The organism is Sphingobacterium corticibacter, from assembly GCF_003076635.1.
GTDB classification, from domain to species: domain Bacteria; phylum Bacteroidota; class Bacteroidia; order Sphingobacteriales; family Sphingobacteriaceae; genus Sphingobacterium; species Sphingobacterium corticibacter.
Genome location: NZ_QDKG01000001.1, coordinates 1,083,083 through 1,101,075, shown reverse-complemented (window position 1 = coordinate 1,101,075; position 17,993 = coordinate 1,083,083). Strand labels below are relative to the sequence as shown.

The 17,993-nt window shown below is 40.9% G+C and carries 16 protein-coding genes; 8 read left to right on the top strand and 8 right to left on the bottom strand.

Annotated elements, in window-relative coordinates:
• The first annotated feature begins 51 nt into the window (after positions 1-51).
• Together DC487_RS04710 and DC487_RS04705 are read left to right on the top strand one after the other, a co-directional pair.
• Positions 52-528: a DUF2721 domain-containing protein gene (locus tag DC487_RS04710; RefSeq protein WP_116774754.1), complete on the top strand. Its 477-nt coding sequence runs from the start codon at positions 52-54 to the stop codon at positions 526-528.
• Positions 529-672: 144 nt separating this feature from the next.
• Positions 673-1,695 carry an LLM class flavin-dependent oxidoreductase gene (locus tag DC487_RS04705; RefSeq protein ID WP_116775043.1) on the top strand — a complete coding sequence of 341 codons (1,023 nt, stop codon included), beginning with the start codon at positions 673-675 and terminating at the stop codon, positions 1,693-1,695.
• 78 nt (positions 1,696-1,773) lie between these two features.
• Here the strand turns inward: DC487_RS04705 and DC487_RS04700 are convergent, their stop codons facing one another.
• The 4 genes from DC487_RS04700 to DC487_RS04685 all read right to left on the bottom strand — a co-directional run bounded on the left by DC487_RS04700 (position 1,774) and on the right by DC487_RS04685 (position 6,409).
• On the bottom strand, positions 1,774-3,024 hold the full coding sequence (locus tag DC487_RS04700) for a YeiH family protein (RefSeq protein WP_116774753.1): 1,251 nt from the start codon (positions 3,022-3,024) through the stop codon (positions 1,774-1,776).
• A gap of 52 nt (positions 3,025-3,076) precedes the next feature.
• Positions 3,077-4,360 carry a sugar porter family MFS transporter gene (locus DC487_RS04695; protein WP_116774752.1) on the bottom strand — a complete coding sequence of 428 codons (1,284 nt, stop codon included), beginning with the start codon at positions 4,358-4,360 and terminating at the stop codon, positions 3,077-3,079.
• Between the two features lie 165 nt (positions 4,361-4,525).
• Positions 4,526-5,863, bottom strand: a complete 1,338-nt coding sequence (locus tag DC487_RS04690; protein ID WP_116774751.1) for a GH1 family beta-glucosidase — start codon at positions 5,861-5,863, stop codon at positions 4,526-4,528.
• Positions 5,864-5,872: 9 nt separating this feature from the next.
• Positions 5,873-6,409, bottom strand: coding sequence for a DUF1543 domain-containing protein (locus tag DC487_RS04685; protein WP_116774750.1), 537 nt, complete (start codon positions 6,407-6,409; stop codon positions 5,873-5,875).
• A gap of 391 nt (positions 6,410-6,800) precedes the next feature.
• On the opposite strand from DC487_RS04685, the gene sfnG reads away from it, so the two are divergent.
• From sfnG to DC487_RS04665, 4 genes are all read left to right on the top strand, one after another.
• Positions 6,801-7,904: a dimethylsulfone monooxygenase SfnG gene (sfnG, locus tag DC487_RS04680; RefSeq protein WP_116774749.1), complete on the top strand. Its 1,104-nt coding sequence runs from the start codon at positions 6,801-6,803 to the stop codon at positions 7,902-7,904.
• 65 nt (positions 7,905-7,969) lie between these two features.
• Positions 7,970-9,103 (top strand): FMNH2-dependent alkanesulfonate monooxygenase, encoded by a 1,134-nt coding sequence (gene ssuD, locus DC487_RS04675; protein WP_116774748.1) that lies wholly within the window; start codon positions 7,970-7,972, stop codon positions 9,101-9,103.
• A gap of 29 nt (positions 9,104-9,132) precedes the next feature.
• Positions 9,133-10,326, top strand: coding sequence for an acyl-CoA dehydrogenase family protein (locus DC487_RS04670; RefSeq protein WP_116774747.1), 1,194 nt, complete (start codon positions 9,133-9,135; stop codon positions 10,324-10,326).
• 84 nt (positions 10,327-10,410) lie between these two features.
• Positions 10,411-11,496: a sigma-54 interaction domain-containing protein gene (locus DC487_RS04665; RefSeq protein WP_116774746.1), complete on the top strand. Its 1,086-nt coding sequence runs from the start codon at positions 10,411-10,413 to the stop codon at positions 11,494-11,496.
• Between the two features lie 47 nt (positions 11,497-11,543).
• Here DC487_RS04665 and DC487_RS04660 read toward each other — a convergent pair whose 3' ends face one another.
• The 4 genes from DC487_RS04660 to DC487_RS04640 form a co-directional block, all read right to left on the bottom strand.
• Positions 11,544-12,785 (bottom strand): MFS transporter, encoded by a 1,242-nt coding sequence (locus DC487_RS04660; protein ID WP_116774745.1) that lies wholly within the window; start codon positions 12,783-12,785, stop codon positions 11,544-11,546.
• A 395-nt stretch (positions 12,786-13,180) separates the two neighbouring features.
• The gene (locus DC487_RS04655; protein ID WP_116774744.1) at positions 13,181-14,023 is read right to left on the bottom strand and encodes an RteC domain-containing protein; all 843 of its coding nucleotides are present in this window, start codon (positions 14,021-14,023) and stop codon (positions 13,181-13,183) included.
• Between the two features lie 475 nt (positions 14,024-14,498).
• On the bottom strand, positions 14,499-15,524 hold the full coding sequence (locus tag DC487_RS04645) for a hypothetical protein (protein ID WP_116774742.1): 1,026 nt from the start codon (positions 15,522-15,524) through the stop codon (positions 14,499-14,501).
• A 5-nt stretch (positions 15,525-15,529) separates the two neighbouring features.
• Positions 15,530-15,979: a hypothetical protein gene (locus DC487_RS04640; protein ID WP_116774741.1), complete on the bottom strand. Its 450-nt coding sequence runs from the start codon at positions 15,977-15,979 to the stop codon at positions 15,530-15,532.
• Between the two features lie 292 nt (positions 15,980-16,271).
• On the opposite strand from DC487_RS04640, the gene DC487_RS04635 reads away from it, so the two are divergent.
• Positions 16,272-17,249 carry a sensor histidine kinase gene (locus tag DC487_RS04635; RefSeq protein WP_239016317.1) on the top strand — a complete coding sequence of 326 codons (978 nt, stop codon included), beginning with the start codon at positions 16,272-16,274 and terminating at the stop codon, positions 17,247-17,249.
• On the top strand, positions 17,246-17,971 hold the full coding sequence (locus DC487_RS04630) for a LytR/AlgR family response regulator transcription factor (protein WP_116774740.1): 726 nt from the start codon (positions 17,246-17,248) through the stop codon (positions 17,969-17,971). The genes DC487_RS04635 and DC487_RS04630 overlap by 4 nt, the downstream gene beginning before the upstream one ends.
• Positions 17,972-17,993 lie beyond the last annotated feature (22 nt).

Genomic DNA, 17,993 nt, shown 5'->3' with positions numbered 1-17,993 from the left:
TGACCCATATTCATGTAAATTCAACCGCCACTTGCTATCTTTAAAATAACTATGATTACATACAGTACCGCCGCATTATTATTTCCTGCCATCAGCCTGATCATGTTAGCCTATACCAACCGCTTTCTGGCTTTGGCAGCTCTCGTAAGATCACTTCATGCTAAGTATTTAGAACATCGTCAGGGAGGTGTTTTAAAAGGTCAGATTGGTAACCTCCGTTTTAGACTAAAACTTATTCGCCAGATGCAGGGTATGGGCGTTCTGAGCTTTATTGCATGTATTGCATGCGTGTATGCTATTTATCTAGAGAATGTGATTTTAATTGAAACGACCTTTGCTTTAAGTCTATTATTTTTCACAATTTCTCTAGTCTTGTCCTTTATCGAAATCCATTTTAGTAATAGAGCCTTGGAGTTAGAGTTGAGTGACATGGAAGAGCATGACGACAAATCTCTGGTAAAATATCTCAAGAAGAAGCTCGACCCACGGAAAAAGAGCTCGGAAACAAAAGACTCTGACATACAATAAATTGCTAGCATATCATTTTCTCTGCGATTTGACATCCGGCCGACAAAAAATACATGTTGTAACACATATTTTTTCGTATATTTGTAATAGATATTTAATCGTGTTAGCATGCAGATTTGCATGATCACATTTATCACTACGCTTATGAAAAAGTTAGGTTTTTTATCTTTCGGACATTGGTCTAATCATCCTGCCTATCAAGCGCGGACTGCGAGCGATACGCTTTTGCAATCCATTGACTTAGCTGTAGCAGCGGAAGAAATGGGTTTAGATGGCGCTTATTTTCGGGTACATCACTTTGCCAAACAATTGGCATCCCCATTCCCATTGTTAGCCGCCGTAGGAGCTAAAACGAACCGTATCGAGATCGGCACGGGAGTAATTGATATGCGCTACGAGAATCCGTTGTATATGGTAGAAGATGCGGGTGCAGCAGATTTAATCTCTGAAGGAAGATTGCAGTTAGGAATCAGCCGAGGTTCGCCTGAACAAGTGATCGACGGCTGGCGCTATTTCGGTCACGAATTGAAAGATGGCGAGACGGATGCCGATATGGGCCGACGCAAAGCATTGGAGTTTTTGGATAAATTGATCGGTCAAGGTTTTGCAGAGCCAAATCCTTATCCGATGTTTCCAAATCCGCCAGGATTGCTTCGCTTAGAGCCTTATGCACCGGGATTGCGCGACCGCATCTGGTGGGGAGCAGCTTCAAATGCAACGGCCGTCTGGGCAGCCGAACAAGGTATGCACTTGCAGAGCTCGACTTTGAAATATGATGAAAATGGCAAGCCATTTCACATACAGCAAGCAGAGCAGATCCGTATGTACCGCGAAGCATGGAAAAAGGCAGGTCATTCCGGTGAACCACGCGTTTCGGTGAGCCGTTCTATATTTGCTATTACCAATGATCAAGATCGTCTGTACTTCGGACATGAAAATGATAAGGGTGATAAAATTGGTATGATTGAAGCCGATAAACGAGCGATTTTTGGTAGAAGTTTTGCGGCAGAGCCAGATCAACTGATTAAAGAATTGGCGCAGGATGAAGCGATTCAAGAAGCTGATACCTTATTATTAACGATACCTAATACCTTGGGTGTGGACTATAATGTGCATGTTTTATCCAGCATCTTGGAGCATGTAGCACCCGGATTGGGCTGGCGTTAAAAGTCCGTACCATCTGATAACAACAAAGCCTGACAATCGAAAAGATTATCAGGCTTTGTTGTTAATAAATTGCAGCGATTACCTAAACAATATTAGGGCTATGACTAACGTCACAATGACATTAAAGGTTTGCGCGATCAAAAACGCATATAATGGTTTCTTGTTAGTATGTTGAAACAAGTCTTTAAAGTTCGTCTCTAATCCAATCGAGGTAAAAGCGAGTACAAACCACAATCCTTGTAAGCTCTTCAGACTGTCTTTCACTGCATCGATTTGCACCTGTGGCACTACAAAAGAAAAAAGCAAAGATGCAGCTACAAAGCCCACCACGAATTTTGGAAAGCGCTCCCAGATAACTCTCAACGTAGGTTTTTCTCGTTTTGTCTCATCGTCAACCGATTTGGAGTACGTCCAGTACACACTAATGCAAAATGCGGCAATTCCCAACAAGACATTCTGCGAAAACTTGACGATCGTGCTTATTTTTAAAGCTTCCTCTCCGACCAACGAACCCGATGCCACAACAGCTCCCGTCGTATCAATACTTCCGCCCAACCAAGCTCCGGTTACTTCTTGCGAAAGTCCCATCCAATCGGCCATGTAAGGCATAAAAATCATCATAGGAATCGCGGTGATCAACACCAAAGAAATCACATAGGAAAGCTTTTTGCTATCTCCTTGTATCGCTCCAGAAGTCGCGATAGCGGCGGAAACACCACATATCGACACGGCACTGGAGAGCATCAGCGACATTTCCTTATCGATCTTTAGCTTCTTGCAAATCCAAAATGCAAAATACCAGACCGAAATAACCACCACTAAGGCCTGAATCAAACCCAGAGATCCAGCTTTTAAGATATCTCTAAAAATAACCGTCGTACCCAACAGCACCAAACCAATCTTCACATAGAGCTCGGTATTGAGCGATTCTTTAAACCAATCCGGCAATCGAAACAAGTTGCTGATGGCCAATCCTATTCCTAAACTGAAAATAACCGCCTCCAAATTATACTCCTGAATCCAGTTATTGCCCGCAATAGCAAGTGCAACAATAGTCAGTAAAAACACAATTGGGAATACAATGACGAGTGACTTTAAAGGTTTTTTCAACAAGATGGCACCCGCTATTGCGATCGCAAAAGTAAGCGCAAATTGCTGCAAAATGCGATATAGGTTATCTAAAGAGAGTACTTTACTGGTTAACTGTTCGCCAGAGTCCCACCCAAAAGCTGGTTTTGGAATAATAATACCAGCCAATGCCAGCAAGATAATGGCCGCACCTAAAATAACGACTACCCAATCTTCAGATAGTTTCCTCGATCGTAACATGTATTGTTTTTAATTAGTTATGTGGCTAGTAGCCGATCCAGCAAATATAGGTTTAATGTGTTGCTTCTCCTATTTCTTCCAAAGACTTCCCTTTGGTTTCGGGGATAAACAGAATAAAAACAAAGGACAATACGACCATAATCGCGTAGAACAAAAAGATGTAAAATGCACCATCTGAAATCTGTTCGACAATGATTGGGAACAAACCAGAGACAATGGCCGCGAACAACCAATGTGTCGTACTACCCAGCGATGTACCTTGTGAGCGAACTTCGTTCGGGAAGATTTCTGAAATAAAAACCCAGATCACCGCACCTTGCGACAGCGCAAATGCCGCAATAAAACCGACAATATACCACAGCAAATACGGCGTACCTCCGTCGCGGAGGCCGAATGCCGCGCATAACAAAAACACAAACATACCGACAGCACCGGTCAGCAATAATTTTTTACGGCCAAATTTATCAATGATGCTCATCCCGATGAGGGTAAACAACAGATTGGTACCGCCAATAAAGATCGGTTGCAAATACGCATTTTCGCCATCAAATCCAGCCATTTCAAAAATACGCGGCGCGTAATACAAGATCGCATTGATACCCACCATTTGATTAAAGAAAGCGAGTAATACAGCCATAATGATCGGCTTGGTATATGCTTTTTGGAAAAGATTGACTTGCTCCACTTTTTTCACAGGAATCGTGTCACTAGGAACTTGCCCAATTCGATCAAATAGCGGCAAAGCTTCTGCCCTACTTCGGTGCAATAGCACCCAACGCGGACTTTCTGGAACAGTTAAAATCAGTATACAAAACAAGATAGATGGCACAGCCATAATACCTAACATATAACGCCAACCTTCATCGCCCATCCCCGAAAACAGGTAATTGGTTAAATAAGCCGCGAAAATACCAGAAACCACCATGATCTGAAATAAGCCCGTTAGCTTACCGCGATCTTTCGCTGGAGCAATCTCGGAGATGTAAACAGGACCGGCTACGGAACTGATACCAACTGCCAATCCGCCTAAAAAGCGAAAAAACAAGAAAATAGACCAGATCGGCGCTACCGCACAACCAATCGCCGACAGTAAGTACAATACAGCGACGAAGGTCAATGTGGGTTTTCGGCCGTACTTCTCTGCGGCTTTACCCGCCACGATCGCACCGATAATAGTACCGATCAACGACATAGAAACCGTGAGGCCATGCCAAAAAGAATCTAGTTCCCAAAGTCGTTGTATTATTCGCTCTGCGCCAGATATCACTGCTGTCTCAAAACCAAAGAGAAAACCGCCCAAAGACGCTATCAGCGAGAATTTCCATACATTTTTCATAGGTTATATTTTCTATCTGCAATCACATCTAGGAATAAAAATCCCACTACGATGCATAAGGTTTATACTTGAAATCGACGTTTAAAATAGGCTTATTTTATGACAAGATCAGTCTGATGAGAAAAATATATAGAAATAAGATTTAATTATGCAATTTTATATCCTTTATTCACGCAAAAAATCAGCATACCACTTGCCAGAATCTTTTATGATACGACGCTGCGTTTCGAAATCGACATGTACCAAACCAAAACGCGGATCGTAACCTTCGGCCCATTCGAAATTGTCCAAAAAAGTCCATACAAAATAGCCTCTTACGTCTACTCCATCGTCTTTTGCGCGCTGCATGTGCGTTATTGCGTCCTGCAAGTATTGCGTGCGGGCAGGATCATGAACTTTGCCCCGCGTCACTTCGTCTGGAAACGATGCACCGTTCTCAGTAACCATGAGAGGCGGCATATTTTCGTAAGCGCTATACTTCTTCAGAATATGGTAAAGTGATTCTGTATACACTTCCCAATTCATCGTGGTGACGGGCACTTGCCGATCCTGCGCAGTCACGAGCTTGGCTCGTAAATAAGGGATAAAATACGAGTGCGCGACAATTTCGCGGGTATAGTTTTGCACGCCCACGAAATCCATGTCAAATTTTAGATTTTTCTCGTCATCTGCTTGCATATACTTCTCCATCTTTCGAAGTGTTTTGATTTCTTCTGTAGGATAGCCCAGCCCAAGCAACGGCTCTACAAACAAACGGTTGAGCAACGCATCTGCTCGCTTTGCAGCTTGTACATCACGATCTTTAGCGCTAAAAGGTTCGATATGAGAAGTGGAGAAAGTTGTACCAACGATGCTTTCTGGTTGCAATGATTTAATAATGCGCGCGCCATGTGCTTGCGCTAATGCGGCATGATGTGTGGCTGCTAGAAAAGAGTTCAATCCGCGACGACCCGGTGCGTGAATCCCCAGAAAATAACCGGCTCCGGTGAACACCATCGGTTCATTCAACACCATCCAATGCTTTACACGATCTCCAAAATTTCGCACACAACAGGCCACGTAGTCACCAAACCATTCGACGACATCTCGATTCGTCCAGCCGCCTTTGATCTCTAAGCTCGATGGAAGATCCCAATGATACAAGGTAACCCAAGGTGTTATTCCTAAGGATAGCATATGATCAATCAGACGATTGTAATAATCTATACCCGCTTGGTTTATTTCTCCCCTGCCTACAGGGAAAATTCGACTCCAAGAAATCGAAAACCGATGATGACGAATGTTCATATAGCGCATCAATTTCAGATCATCGTCATAGCGATGATAAAAGTCACAGGCTACATCTGCGTGTTCTCCTTTGGCGATCTTTCCGGATTTCCGGACAAAATCATCCCAAATAGAAAAACCCTTGCCATCTTTTAGATACCCCCCTTCAATTTGATAGGCTGCCGTCGATACGCCCCAGATAAAATCCGTACCAAAAGACTCTTTTGTTAATCCCATAAAAGCAATTTACTGAATTTTAAGATAACCAATTTCTAAGACATCTTCTGTAGCAGACTTCGTTGCTGCAGTAATCCTAATCGAATAATTTGTTTTAAACGCTTCACTCAATAGATCGTTGATTTCGTAAATATCATCCACGTCGATCCCATATTTATCATCAACATGCGCCTGGTCATGATGTTTCCAAAAGGTGGAAGATTCAGCCATTTCCGCAGCCTCATCCAGACTACTGGCCACCACCACTTGTTTATAATGGTATTCTTCCATATCCTGCGGTTTGTAACCTCCAAGATTGACGAAATATAGTTTTAGTTTGTTGTTTTCTATTGATTCGGCTTTTGGAATTACTTCAATACGAAAATGGCTCACCTTCGTCACCTTTCGCCATGAGTCAATGTGCATCTTACTGGCTAGCTCCGGCCAAAATGTATTCATCTCTGGAACGAGTTCTTCCAATGATTTTCCAGCGCCAAAAAAAACGTCGTGTTGCTCGATGTGTCTACCTTCAGGCTTACCACCGAGCACGACCATATATAATTCCATGTAGTACTTTTTATGCTGCTTATCACAACAATACTTGTGCCCTAATATCTTGCACGCATTTTTCGAACAGCCATTTCACCCAGATATAGAGGCGCATCCAAATGTAATCATATCACATTAAACAAAAATTAAAAAAACATCATTCCTGTAATTCTACCTCTGGCTAAGACAGCAAATTCGTAAGCATTGTTCGCGCATCACAGATCAGGAAAACTAAAGCAAAAATTGTTGTTACAGCAACAGTTAGTAAACAATATTGGCTACCTCACAGAAATCACCAATTCATGAAAAACAATACAAAATATTGATTAACAGACACATAAAACAATCGGCATACTCCTTGTATAACCAGACAAAACATGCTAGCACACCTTAAATTAATTGCGCAACCATGAGTCAAATTTCAAAACAAACAGATAACAGCTTAAAGTTCGCGTATTGGGTACCGAACGTCAGTGGCGGATTGGTTATTAGCAAGATTGAGCAACGTACCAGCTGGAGTATCGAGTACAATAAAAAGTTAGCACAAATTGCGGAACAATATGGATTCGATTACGCGCTCAGTCAGATCCGCTTTACAGCGGGATATGGTGCAGAATATCAACATGAGCCTGTAGCATTTAGTCACTCCATTCTAGAGGCAACAGAAAAATTGAAGGTCATCATCGCCATATTGCCTGGTCCTTGGAAACCCGTGACGGTGGCCAAACAGCTCGCCACGATTGATCAGCTTACCAATGGCCGTGTTGCCATCAATATCGTAAGCGGATGGTTTAAAGGTGAATTTAACGCCATTGGCGAACATTGGCTAGAGCACGATGAGCGGTATAACCGCTCCGAAGAATTCATTAAAGTGCTGAAAGGTATTTGGACGGAAGACAACTTTTCCTTTCATGGCAATTTTTACCAGTTCAACAATTACACCCTAAAACCTAAACCGTTACAAACGCCTCATCCAGAAATCTTTCAAGGTGGCACCTCCAGAGCAGCCAGAGATATGGGATCGAAAGTTTCGGATTGGTATTTCGCCAATGGAAATACGATAGAAGGCATAAAAGCGCAGGTAGACGACGTCCGAAGCAAAGCAGCAGCAGAAGGAAGGACGATCAAAATCGGCGTGAATGCGTTTGTCATCGCACGCGCTTCGGAAGAGGAAGCAAAAGCAGTTTTACAGGAAATTGTAGAAAAGGCAGATATCGAAGCGGTTCAGGCATTCGGCCATGCCGCAAAACAAGCTGGACAAGCCTCGCCGGAAGGCGAAGGAAATTGGGCCAAGTCGACACTGGAAGATCTGGTGCAATACAACGATGGATTTAAAACAAACCTGATTGGTACGCCCGAACAGATCGCCGACCGCATCATAGCACTCAAAAATATTGGGGTTGATTTGATCCTTACCGCCTATTTGCATTTCCAAGAAGAGGTAGCCTATTTTGGAAAGCATGTATTGCCCCTCGTGCGCGAAAGGGAAAATAAACTATCATCAAACAACTAAACTGAAAATCCGACCATGCTATATATCACGGAGAAAGAGCAGCTCCATCTAAACATTTTACACACATGAAATTACTATGGTTTATTCCAACGTATGGTGATAGCCGCTATATAGGCTCATCCATAGGAGCCAGAGATACAAGCTACGATTATTTGAAACAGGTCGCGCAAGCCGTGGACCATTTAGGTTATTATGGCGCATTGCTACCTACAGGTCGCACCTGTGAAGATGCTTGGGTCATAGCTTCGGCTTTAGCAACCGAAACTAAAAATATGAAGTTTTTGGTAGCCGTTCGTCCAGGTCTTACCTTGCCATCGGTATCTGCGCGCATGGCGGCTACGCTAGATCGTATTTCTAACGGCCGCCTACTGGTCAATGTCGTTGCGGGTGGCGATCCGGTGGAGTTAGCTTCCGATGGGATTTTTCATACGCACGATGAGCGCTATACCATTACAGATGAGTTTCTGGATATTTGGCGAAAACTATCCATGGAAGAGGATCAGTTCTCGTACGAAGGCCATCATTACAAAGTGGAGAATTCTAATCTATTTCTCAAAAGTAAACAACGCCCTTATCCAGAGCTTTATTTTGGCGGATCATCGTCTGCGGGACAAGCTGTAGCGATCAACCACGCAGATGTGTACCTCACTTGGGGCGAACCGCCAGCACAAGTTGCCGAGAAAATTAATCAGATGAAGGCACTCGCCAAAAATCATGGTCGAACATTACGGTTCGGAATTCGCCTGCACGTGGTCGTTCGTGAAACGGAAGCGGAAGCATGGCAAGTAGCGCACGATCTGATTAAACATGTTACCGACGAAAGTATACAAGCTGCACTTCAAGTGTTCAAACGATTCGATTCAGAAGGTCAGAAGCGCATGACCGAATTACACCAAGGCAGAAAAGATCAATTAGAGATCAGCCCCAATCTGTGGGCTGGTATTGGATTGCTGCGCGGTGGTGCTGGGACGGCTATCGTGGGATCACCCGAAATAGTTGCAGCACGGATAAAAGAATACCAAGATCTTGGAATAGAAGAATTTATATTTTCTGGATATCCTCATTTGGAGGAGGCGTATCGCTTTGCAGAGCTGGTCTTCCCCTTATTGAATTATCCGCAGCAAACAGATAAAAAAGAAATACACACGCCTTACGTCAGTCCATTTGGAGAAATCAAGGCAGCGGTAGATCGAATTTAATACCGGGATTAATCAATTAACGCAGCATCATGTCGACACATACCTCAGAAAATAGACCTACAGCTAGGCACTCTGTATTATCTAGGGCAAAAGAAATCGCAGAAACGTTACGCGAGACGGCTATTGAAAGAGACTTAAAAGGAGGCACAGCACTTGCCGAAAGACAACTTCTGCGGGAAAGCGGATTGCTGAATACCATCATCCCAACTGCACTTGGTGGCTTAGGAGAAGATTGGAAAACCATGCTGCAAATCGTCCGATTATTCTCGCAAGTCGATAGCTCTATTGGTCACTTATTTGGCTTTCAACACCTCATATTAGCCACTATTGACCTTTTCGGAACAGAGACACAGAGAAACCATTACTACAAAAAAACGGTGGACGATAAACTGTTTTGGGGCAATGCACTCAATCCGCTGGACAAAGGAACTACTGCCGTGATAGATATGGATGGGAACTATAGATTTAATGGCAAAAAAGGTTTTTCTTCGGGTTCATCGGATTCTGACATGTTGCTTGTATCAGGATTTTTGAACGACAAGATCACGATCGGCATGACTCCCTCCTCCGCGATCGGAATCGACATTAAAAATGACTGGAACAACTTTGGACAAAGACAGACGGATAGCGGTACCGTCATTTTTGATAATTTGATATTAAAGAAAGAGCAAATACTATTGGATCCAGGACCTTTGGGTAACGTACGCGCAACGTTACGTTCCTGTTTAGCGCAATTAATCCTGATCTACATCTACATCGGAATCGCTGAAGGCGCATTACAGGAAGCAAAGAATTATACCATTGCCCAGACCAGAGCTTGGCATACTGCTGGCGTAAATACACCGCAGGAAGACCCCTATATCATAGCAAATTATGGCAATCTTTGGCTTAGTTTGCAAACGAGCTTGAGCTTAGCAAAGCAAGCCGCAGAAACGTTCCAGCAACAATGGAACATGTACGACAAGATCACGATCAAGCAGCGTGGCAAAGTGGCGCTAGATATCGCTTTAGCAAAGGTACAAGCAATTCGAACTGGCTTAGAAATCACCAACAAAATGTTTGACGTAACGGGATCGCGTGCCACCAATGGAAGCGCGCGTTTGGATCGTTACTGGCGAAACCTCCGCACGCATTCCCTGCACGACCCCGTAGATTATAAGATCAAGGAATTGGGCGAATGGTTTCTAAACGACAAAATCCCAGAACCCGGCTTTTACAGTTAAAAAACCATAATTATTAATATATTTTCTTATAAGTAATTAATATTTTCGACATTTACAAGAAGCGTTAATCCTTCATATTTTTCAATGAGCGAAAAATACTTAATCAAATTGTCTGAAAATGAAACAAATCCCCTATCCATTAGGGCGAAGGTATTAGTATTTGAAGACCCCATCTCAAGAGATTTACTGCAAAAGCTACGTAAGATTGCGCCAAGTAATGCGAATGTCGTGATCATGGGCGAGACCGGTACAGGTAAAGAGCTACTAGCTCGGGAAGTACATCGACAGAGCAATCGAAGCGAAAAAGCATTCATTGCGGTCAACTGTGGTGCATTCAGTGAAAATCTGATCGAAAGTGAATTATTTGGGCACGAAAAAGGTGCTTTTACAGGCGCGCACATCACCAAACAAGGTTGGTTTGAAGAGGCTAATGGCGGAAGTCTGTTTTTGGACGAAATCGGCGATATGCCTTATCCTTTACAAATAAAGTTGCTGCGCGTGATTCAGGAAAGACAGGTTGTACGGCTAGGCGGACGAAAAACAATCAATATTGATGTGCGTCTCATTGTGGCGACCAATGTCAAGTTAGAAGAAGCCGTAGCAGCCGGTAGATTTAGGGAGGATTTGTATTATCGGCTGAATGTGGTCAACTTGCAGCTATTGCCGCTGCGTGATCGACCAAAGGATATTCTCCCCTTATTAGAGCACTTTTTGGATGTGTACAGCAAACGACTTTCGATGAAAAATCGGTCTTTCTCCGATCGCGCATTGAAATTTTTGATAGATGATTACGCATGGCCTGGAAATATCCGTGAATTAGAAAACGTGGTACATCAGGCTATATTGGTGTCGCAAGGCAATGTGATACAGATCGATGATTTAAACCTTTCCGGGAAACTGCTTTTTTCCAAAAAAGAAGAAGATATAAACCGAATCTCCAATGCCTCAGGGGCCGAATTACTAAAGATTGCGCTAGCAAAATTTTACATGGAAAATCCTGAAAAATTGCACGAAACAATTGATAAGACCATCATGGAAACGGCTTTTGACTTCTCTTTCAGAAATCAGATGGAAACCGCCCGCTTATTAGGCATCAGTCGCAATATCGTACGAAGTAAATTGATTCAATACGATATTTTCGCTGTGAAAACACAGAAAAAAGATCATTAAAAAACCTAATTAGAGCTATTAACCACTCTAATTAAGGTTTTATGATTTTATAACGTTGCGTCAGCATTAGCACTTTCCCGTCTTCCCAATTGCATCAGCTTGGGTGTGAGAAAAGAGGCTATTCCCACCAACATCACCAAACCTCCAGCAATGATAAAGGAAGGCGCTACACCAACTTTTTCTGCGATCAATCCCGTAAACAGTAAACCGATAATGCTAGGCAAAACCGCCATACTGAAGTACAGAGAAAACACACGGCCTAACATTTTCGGCTCTACTTCTTCTTGAATCGTGGTCATAAAAGCAGCAGAAAAGATGGACATAGCAATTCCGGATAATGTCGTGATGACCACAAAAGCGATAAACCAGGTCGAAGGAAAGGCGCCGCACAGTAGGAATGAGAATCCTAAAATGATATGCATCGCATTAACCAAAATAATCTTTGGGGTTTTGATGCGGAGAATGCCTAAAACCGATCCGCCAACCAGCATTCCAATGCCCCAGACAATCTCGATTAAGCTAATTTCCCATTTGCCACCCCCATAATAACCCGTTGTGAGTAGTGGAAACATGATGGCTGCCGGCATCACGAAAAAAGTAACGAGCATGGCATAAAAAAATAAGTATCCCAATCCCCTATTGCGATGAATAGCGCCAAAACCTTCTTTTAATTCCGTAAAAACAGCCGCAATCGAACCTTTACTTTCAGACTTCAAGTGTGGGATTCGCACAAAAAACAATGAAGTAATCGCGAGCACAGCGCCAATAATATCCAGATACAGCACATCGGCAATGGCAAAGTAAGTAATAGCCAAAGTACCTAATGCTGGTCCAGCGATCGTGCTGACCGATTGCAACATCTGATTGATGCCAGATACACGCAACAATTCTTTCTCTGGCACGATCAGCGGAGCGATAGCTTGCATAGCGGGCGACTGGAAGGCATTGCCCACCGATCGACAGGCTAGCAAGGCATAAATCCAGAATAAATCGACCTGCTCATTGCGCAGTAAAAAAGTCATCGCAAGAGCACAGATGGCAATGAAACCATCCGAAAACATCATCACTTTCTTCCGATCCCAACGATCGATAAACACGCCAGCAAACGGCCCAATCAATGCCTGCGGCAACAGTCCGGCAATACCTGCCAAAGCCAAAACTTCAGGAGATCTATGCTCTAAGCTTAACCAGATAATGACGGCGAAATGGACGGCATAACTGGTGATCATAGAGAAGAATTGTCCAGTCCATATAAATAGGTAGGTCCTATACCATTTTTGATTTTCCATAAAATAAATACTAAGAAACAACAATAAATTATACACGCTGTCTTCGGCAAGACAGCCAGATAATCAGACGATTCGACTGATTACTTAGTAACCACTGGCAGCCAAGGTTTGGCAACCATTGTTGTATAGATGGAGATGCTCATGGCGTAAAGATATAAATTCTTCTCAGATTATCACCAAAAAGAAAAACGAGACTATCTGGTGAGATAGTCTCGTTTTTCTTTTTAAAAAACGTTAGAAAAAGCTGAATTAGCTTATAAAGAGTAGTTTACAAAGCGGAATATAGTAGTAGGTAACGATTTGGTAATGGTGCTCGTTGCATTCATTTTTCCTTATTTTCCTTGTAAATCAGATACAAATTTACAAAAAAAATGAGACGAAGAATAAATTATAATCTATTCTTCGTCTTGTTCATCCATTTTTCTGGTAAGGCTATCCCGTAGAGAGTCAATAAATTTGGTGCGATTGGTTTTTCGGTTGCGGAGTTCTAAATATGTCCGATAAAAGTCTCCCAATTCAATATTAAAAACTTCCTCAAAGGTTTTTGCGATCAATTTAATATCAACTAATCCGTTATTGAAAGTTGCCTGAGAATGTAAAGCATAGATTAACTCAATAAGGGAAGTTTTACTTGATGTCCAGGATAGCGGTGATGGTGCTATTAAATAATTTTTAGGAGACGTGTTTATATTTTTCTTGAATAACTGATCTTCCAGATAAACTTGTATTAAATCATTTGCCAATATTTTTGCGGCTTTGTAATCATGGGATGTTGCAAAGCTATGGTCAGATTCAAAATAGTAGGTATCCAAACTTAGCTTGATGTCGTATTTTCCCCGAATGAAATACTTGTGGTCAAGATAGGTACTATTGGTTCGGTAATATCTATAAAAATCAAGATTGTTATCGAAAAACCTTTTCAGCTTAGTAACTTCATTCTCTAAATATTTTTTTAGAGCCTTATCACCGCCATACGGCTTTTTCGATTCTATTTTATAGATTGCATTGTAATAGATAAGCTTTGAAACGATACTCGGTTTTACTTTTTTAAAGAAGTTTATCTCTTCATCAATATCTTTAAACCCTTTTTCCAGCACATACTGTTTGATTTGCTTTATTCGGACTAAAATCAGCTCAACTACAGCTTCAGATAACAATATAATATTATCTTCTTCAAAGCTAAGTTCTTTAATCTCTTCATCCAGTTTTTGAATTACTTCTTTGCAAAAATTGTTCATCTAATATTTCTTACTTCAATTAAGTGTTTTGTTGTTTGGGATTTTACTGGACTACTGACTGAACAATGCAAAAAAAATTTTATTCTGTTATTTTGAAATAACAGAACAAAATTTCAGCAGTTCTTTTTTATCAATAGCTTAGTAATGTTGAAGACAGAGTATCGAACAAGAGTTAATTAATTAGCTGTCTAAAAGAAAATTTACAGAGGAAGAATCAAGTTCTCCTACTGTAAATTTCATATATCAAAAGATAAGTCAATAGGAAGATCCACACAAGTGAAGCCATGCTCTTTAAGGCAACCGGAAATTTCTTCTGCCCGAAAGTAACCTCCCTCAACTCTGAGGATTCTATCGGAATCTTCCAAATCAAAATCAATTCTGAAACCCGGAAATTTCATTAAGAGGCTGTTCTTGACTAAATCTGCATGATCCGGACTATCAATATTTGTCTTAAACACCTTTATCATAATCAGGTCTATTTATTCTTTTTAAGGAATGTAAATGGATTGAAGGAAACTCCTACGTTGAAATAGAATACAGGATCGGGGGTTATCTCAAACACAGCATCATTAAAGTTGTCCTCTTTTCTGAACAATCTTCCGTTAGGCGTTAGCTTTACGCCTGTTTTACCTGTAATTATAAAATCACCGATTGCGTGTTCGTACACTAGACCGGAATTAATATCGAGTTGTCTGTATTGGAATCGTTGACTAGGGTTGCTACCGTCAATGTTATATACATAAAAAGTGGTTTGATCCATTTCGGTGCCCAGTGATACCCTTCCCGTATTCTTGAATAGATATTTACGGAGATATACACTTTTAGGAAGGGTTACGTCGGCTATCAGACCGTTATCAAATCGGTGTTCATAGGTAAAAACGGGAATAACCGGAATTTGTGCAGTAGGGTCTATGTTTACTGCTAAGCCCACCATCATTTTAGTCTTTGCCGTACCTTTTAATACCATTACCCCGGAAAGAAAACCTTTAACCCGTTCAAAGTGCTGATCGCTGCCTTCCACTATCACACTGGAAGTGTAAATGGTACGCTTCTTAAAAAGCGAAGAAAAATAGGTGAAGTTGAGCGAAGAATAGAGATAGTGGAAATCCTCTTTAATGACAGTCGGGTTATTTGTAACGGGTTCAAACATATTAGATTCCGCTCCGGTATATCTATAACCAGCGGTAGCACCCAACATCCATGTTTTCTTTTTTAGAAAGTTAACATTGGCACTTACTTTCAATTGGGTAAAGTCATTTACCCTTCCATCCTGCAATGGGGTGTTTCCACGTTTTGAAGTGAAATTGTAAGGTGCAGGAAGTGAAAATTCTATATTCAGAGGACGGGCAATAGCAATCTTATCAGCCGCATAAGCTACTGTACGCTTTGGAACATTGACACTATCCTTACGAATTTTAAGCGTATCTATTTCCTGAGAAAAACCTTTTGCCGAGAATAATAAAACCCCGAATACCAATGCCAATTTTTTTATCATTTCCATATAAATTAATTTATTTTTTTTATTATTGATTGTGAAAAGTTGAAATAGAATATTTGATCGTATAGATTTTTGACACCGTTTTTCTGCACAAACGCTCTGCTATCTGTGAGATCATCAGACAACAGGCTTTCTACTACGGACACAAACCACAATTCTTTTATCTTTAATTGATTTCGGGTAGTTGTGATGTTTTCACGCCTATAAAACCATTTGTCAAAACAATATCTGGTGTTATAAATCAGGTCGCAGAAATAAATCCCTTTACGGACACCTCGATCTTTGACAACACAGATCTTGTGTTTATAATCTACGATTTCCAGGGAATGATCGTAGACATCAATAAAATGGCACAGGTCAAAAACCTGAATCATTTTCTGCTCTTGCTGCCCACCGGATAAAAGAGGATCGTCCATTATCTGGGAGGTATATTGCTGAAGTGTCGTTAGTAAATTCATAGCCTTGTTATTATGAACAAGACAAAGGAAATGATAATAGAAAGGTGATTTTTCGTTTTTATACCAACCGACTTACATTTTATACTAAATCCCCTCTTATTATGGTTTAGTATAAAAGAGGCGACGGTTTGTATAATTTACAATTTTTAAGGCTATGTATGTTTTATCTTTGTTAGAGAATTTTTTTAGAGCTATGGGCTACAATACGATAGAGGTACAGGATACGAAGGTTATACGATTTATAACGGAAGATAAATACAGGTTGTTACGCCATATAGTGCTATTATTGGCTATGTTGGCAATACTATCCTATTCTAAGGATGTTACAGAATATCGGGGTTCTTTCAGAGCGCTGAAAGTGCTGTTTGTCTATATTCCGCTGGTATTTATGTGCTACGTTAACATTAATATTCTCGTTCCCGTATTTTTCTTTAAAGGGCGTTACCTGATCTATTTTTCTCTTCTGGTATTACTGGTCATTCTATCATTAAGCGTTATGTCAAATGTTCTGGAGATTTTCTTCCCTAATACACGCCCTGATATTGAACGTGACAATGCTGGTAGAGGGTTTTATGAATCTATTATTATCCTCATTCCAATAATCCTGGTAACAACAATGATCAAGTTATTTCAAAGGTGGATGAGGGACAATCAAAAGATAAATGAGCTGAACAAAATCAATTTCAACATGGAATTGAACGAGCTTAGGAACCAGATGAATCCCCACTTTTTATTTAATACGCTTAACGGCATTAAATCTCTGGTAAGAAGTGATCCGGACAAAGCGGGGATGGTGATTATGAAGCTTTCGGAATTTCTTCGTTACCAACTTTATGAGAACAATGATGAACGTACATTATTGAAGTCCGAAATTAATTTCCTTTCCAACTTTTTGGATCTCGAAACCATAAGAAGGGATAATCTATCGGTAAAAATCAGTACCGATACAGATTGCAATATTATTAAGAGCGTATTTCTTCCGCCTAATCTTTTTACCACTTTTGTGGAAAATGCCGTAAAACACAGTGTGAATATAAGTGGAGAGGAATCGTTTGTTTATGTAAACATAGATGTGAAAGACAACACACTTTACTTCAGTTGTGTCAATTCAAAAGATCCCAATTATATACCTTCTGCCAGTGAGAAAAGCAGTGGATTGGGCTTAGGAAATATAAGAAGGCGACTTGAACTTTTGTATGGTCATAACCATACTCTTGACATCAATTCGACAGAAACTAAATATGAAATAAAATTAACAATCCCATTATGAACTGTATTATAGTAGACGATGAACCTCTGGCAAGACAGGAAATGCAGGCACTTATAAATGACGTATCCGATATTGAAATACTCGGTATGTTTCCTAATGCTCCTTCGGCGATAAAGTTTTTAGAAACAAATAGTGTAGATGTCATTTTTCTGGATATTGAAATGCCAATGGTAACAGGGCTCCAATTTGCTTCTCAATTACCAAAGAATACACTTGTAATTTTCACTACGGCATATCCTAAATATGCGCTGGAAAGCTATGAACTTGATGCCATTGATTACCTGTTGAAACCGGTTGATAAATCCCGGCTGCAAAAAGCAATCAATAAAGCAGAAACTTACAAGAAATTGCTTTCCGATGAAACTGAAAAAAACACGTTAGAGTCCAATACCGGAGATTATTTGATCATAAAATCGGAACGCCGGTTTTTCAGGATCAATTTTGCGGATATCAAATACATCGAGGGTTTGAAAGATTATGTGGTTATTTATACCGGTAACCAAAAGCTGATTACGGCAATGAATCTGAAGACTATTCACCAAAAGATACCGCATGGCACTTTTTTAAGGGTTAGCAAATCTTATGTTGTAAACATCAATTTTATCGATTCATTTGATCATCACAACATTTATCTTGGAGAAAATGAAGTACCGTTGGGAGACGTCTATAAGAAAGAATTTTTCAGGATCTATGCTGGGGGATCACTCAACCCAGAGGGTTAGCGATCGAGTATCTATTTATGAT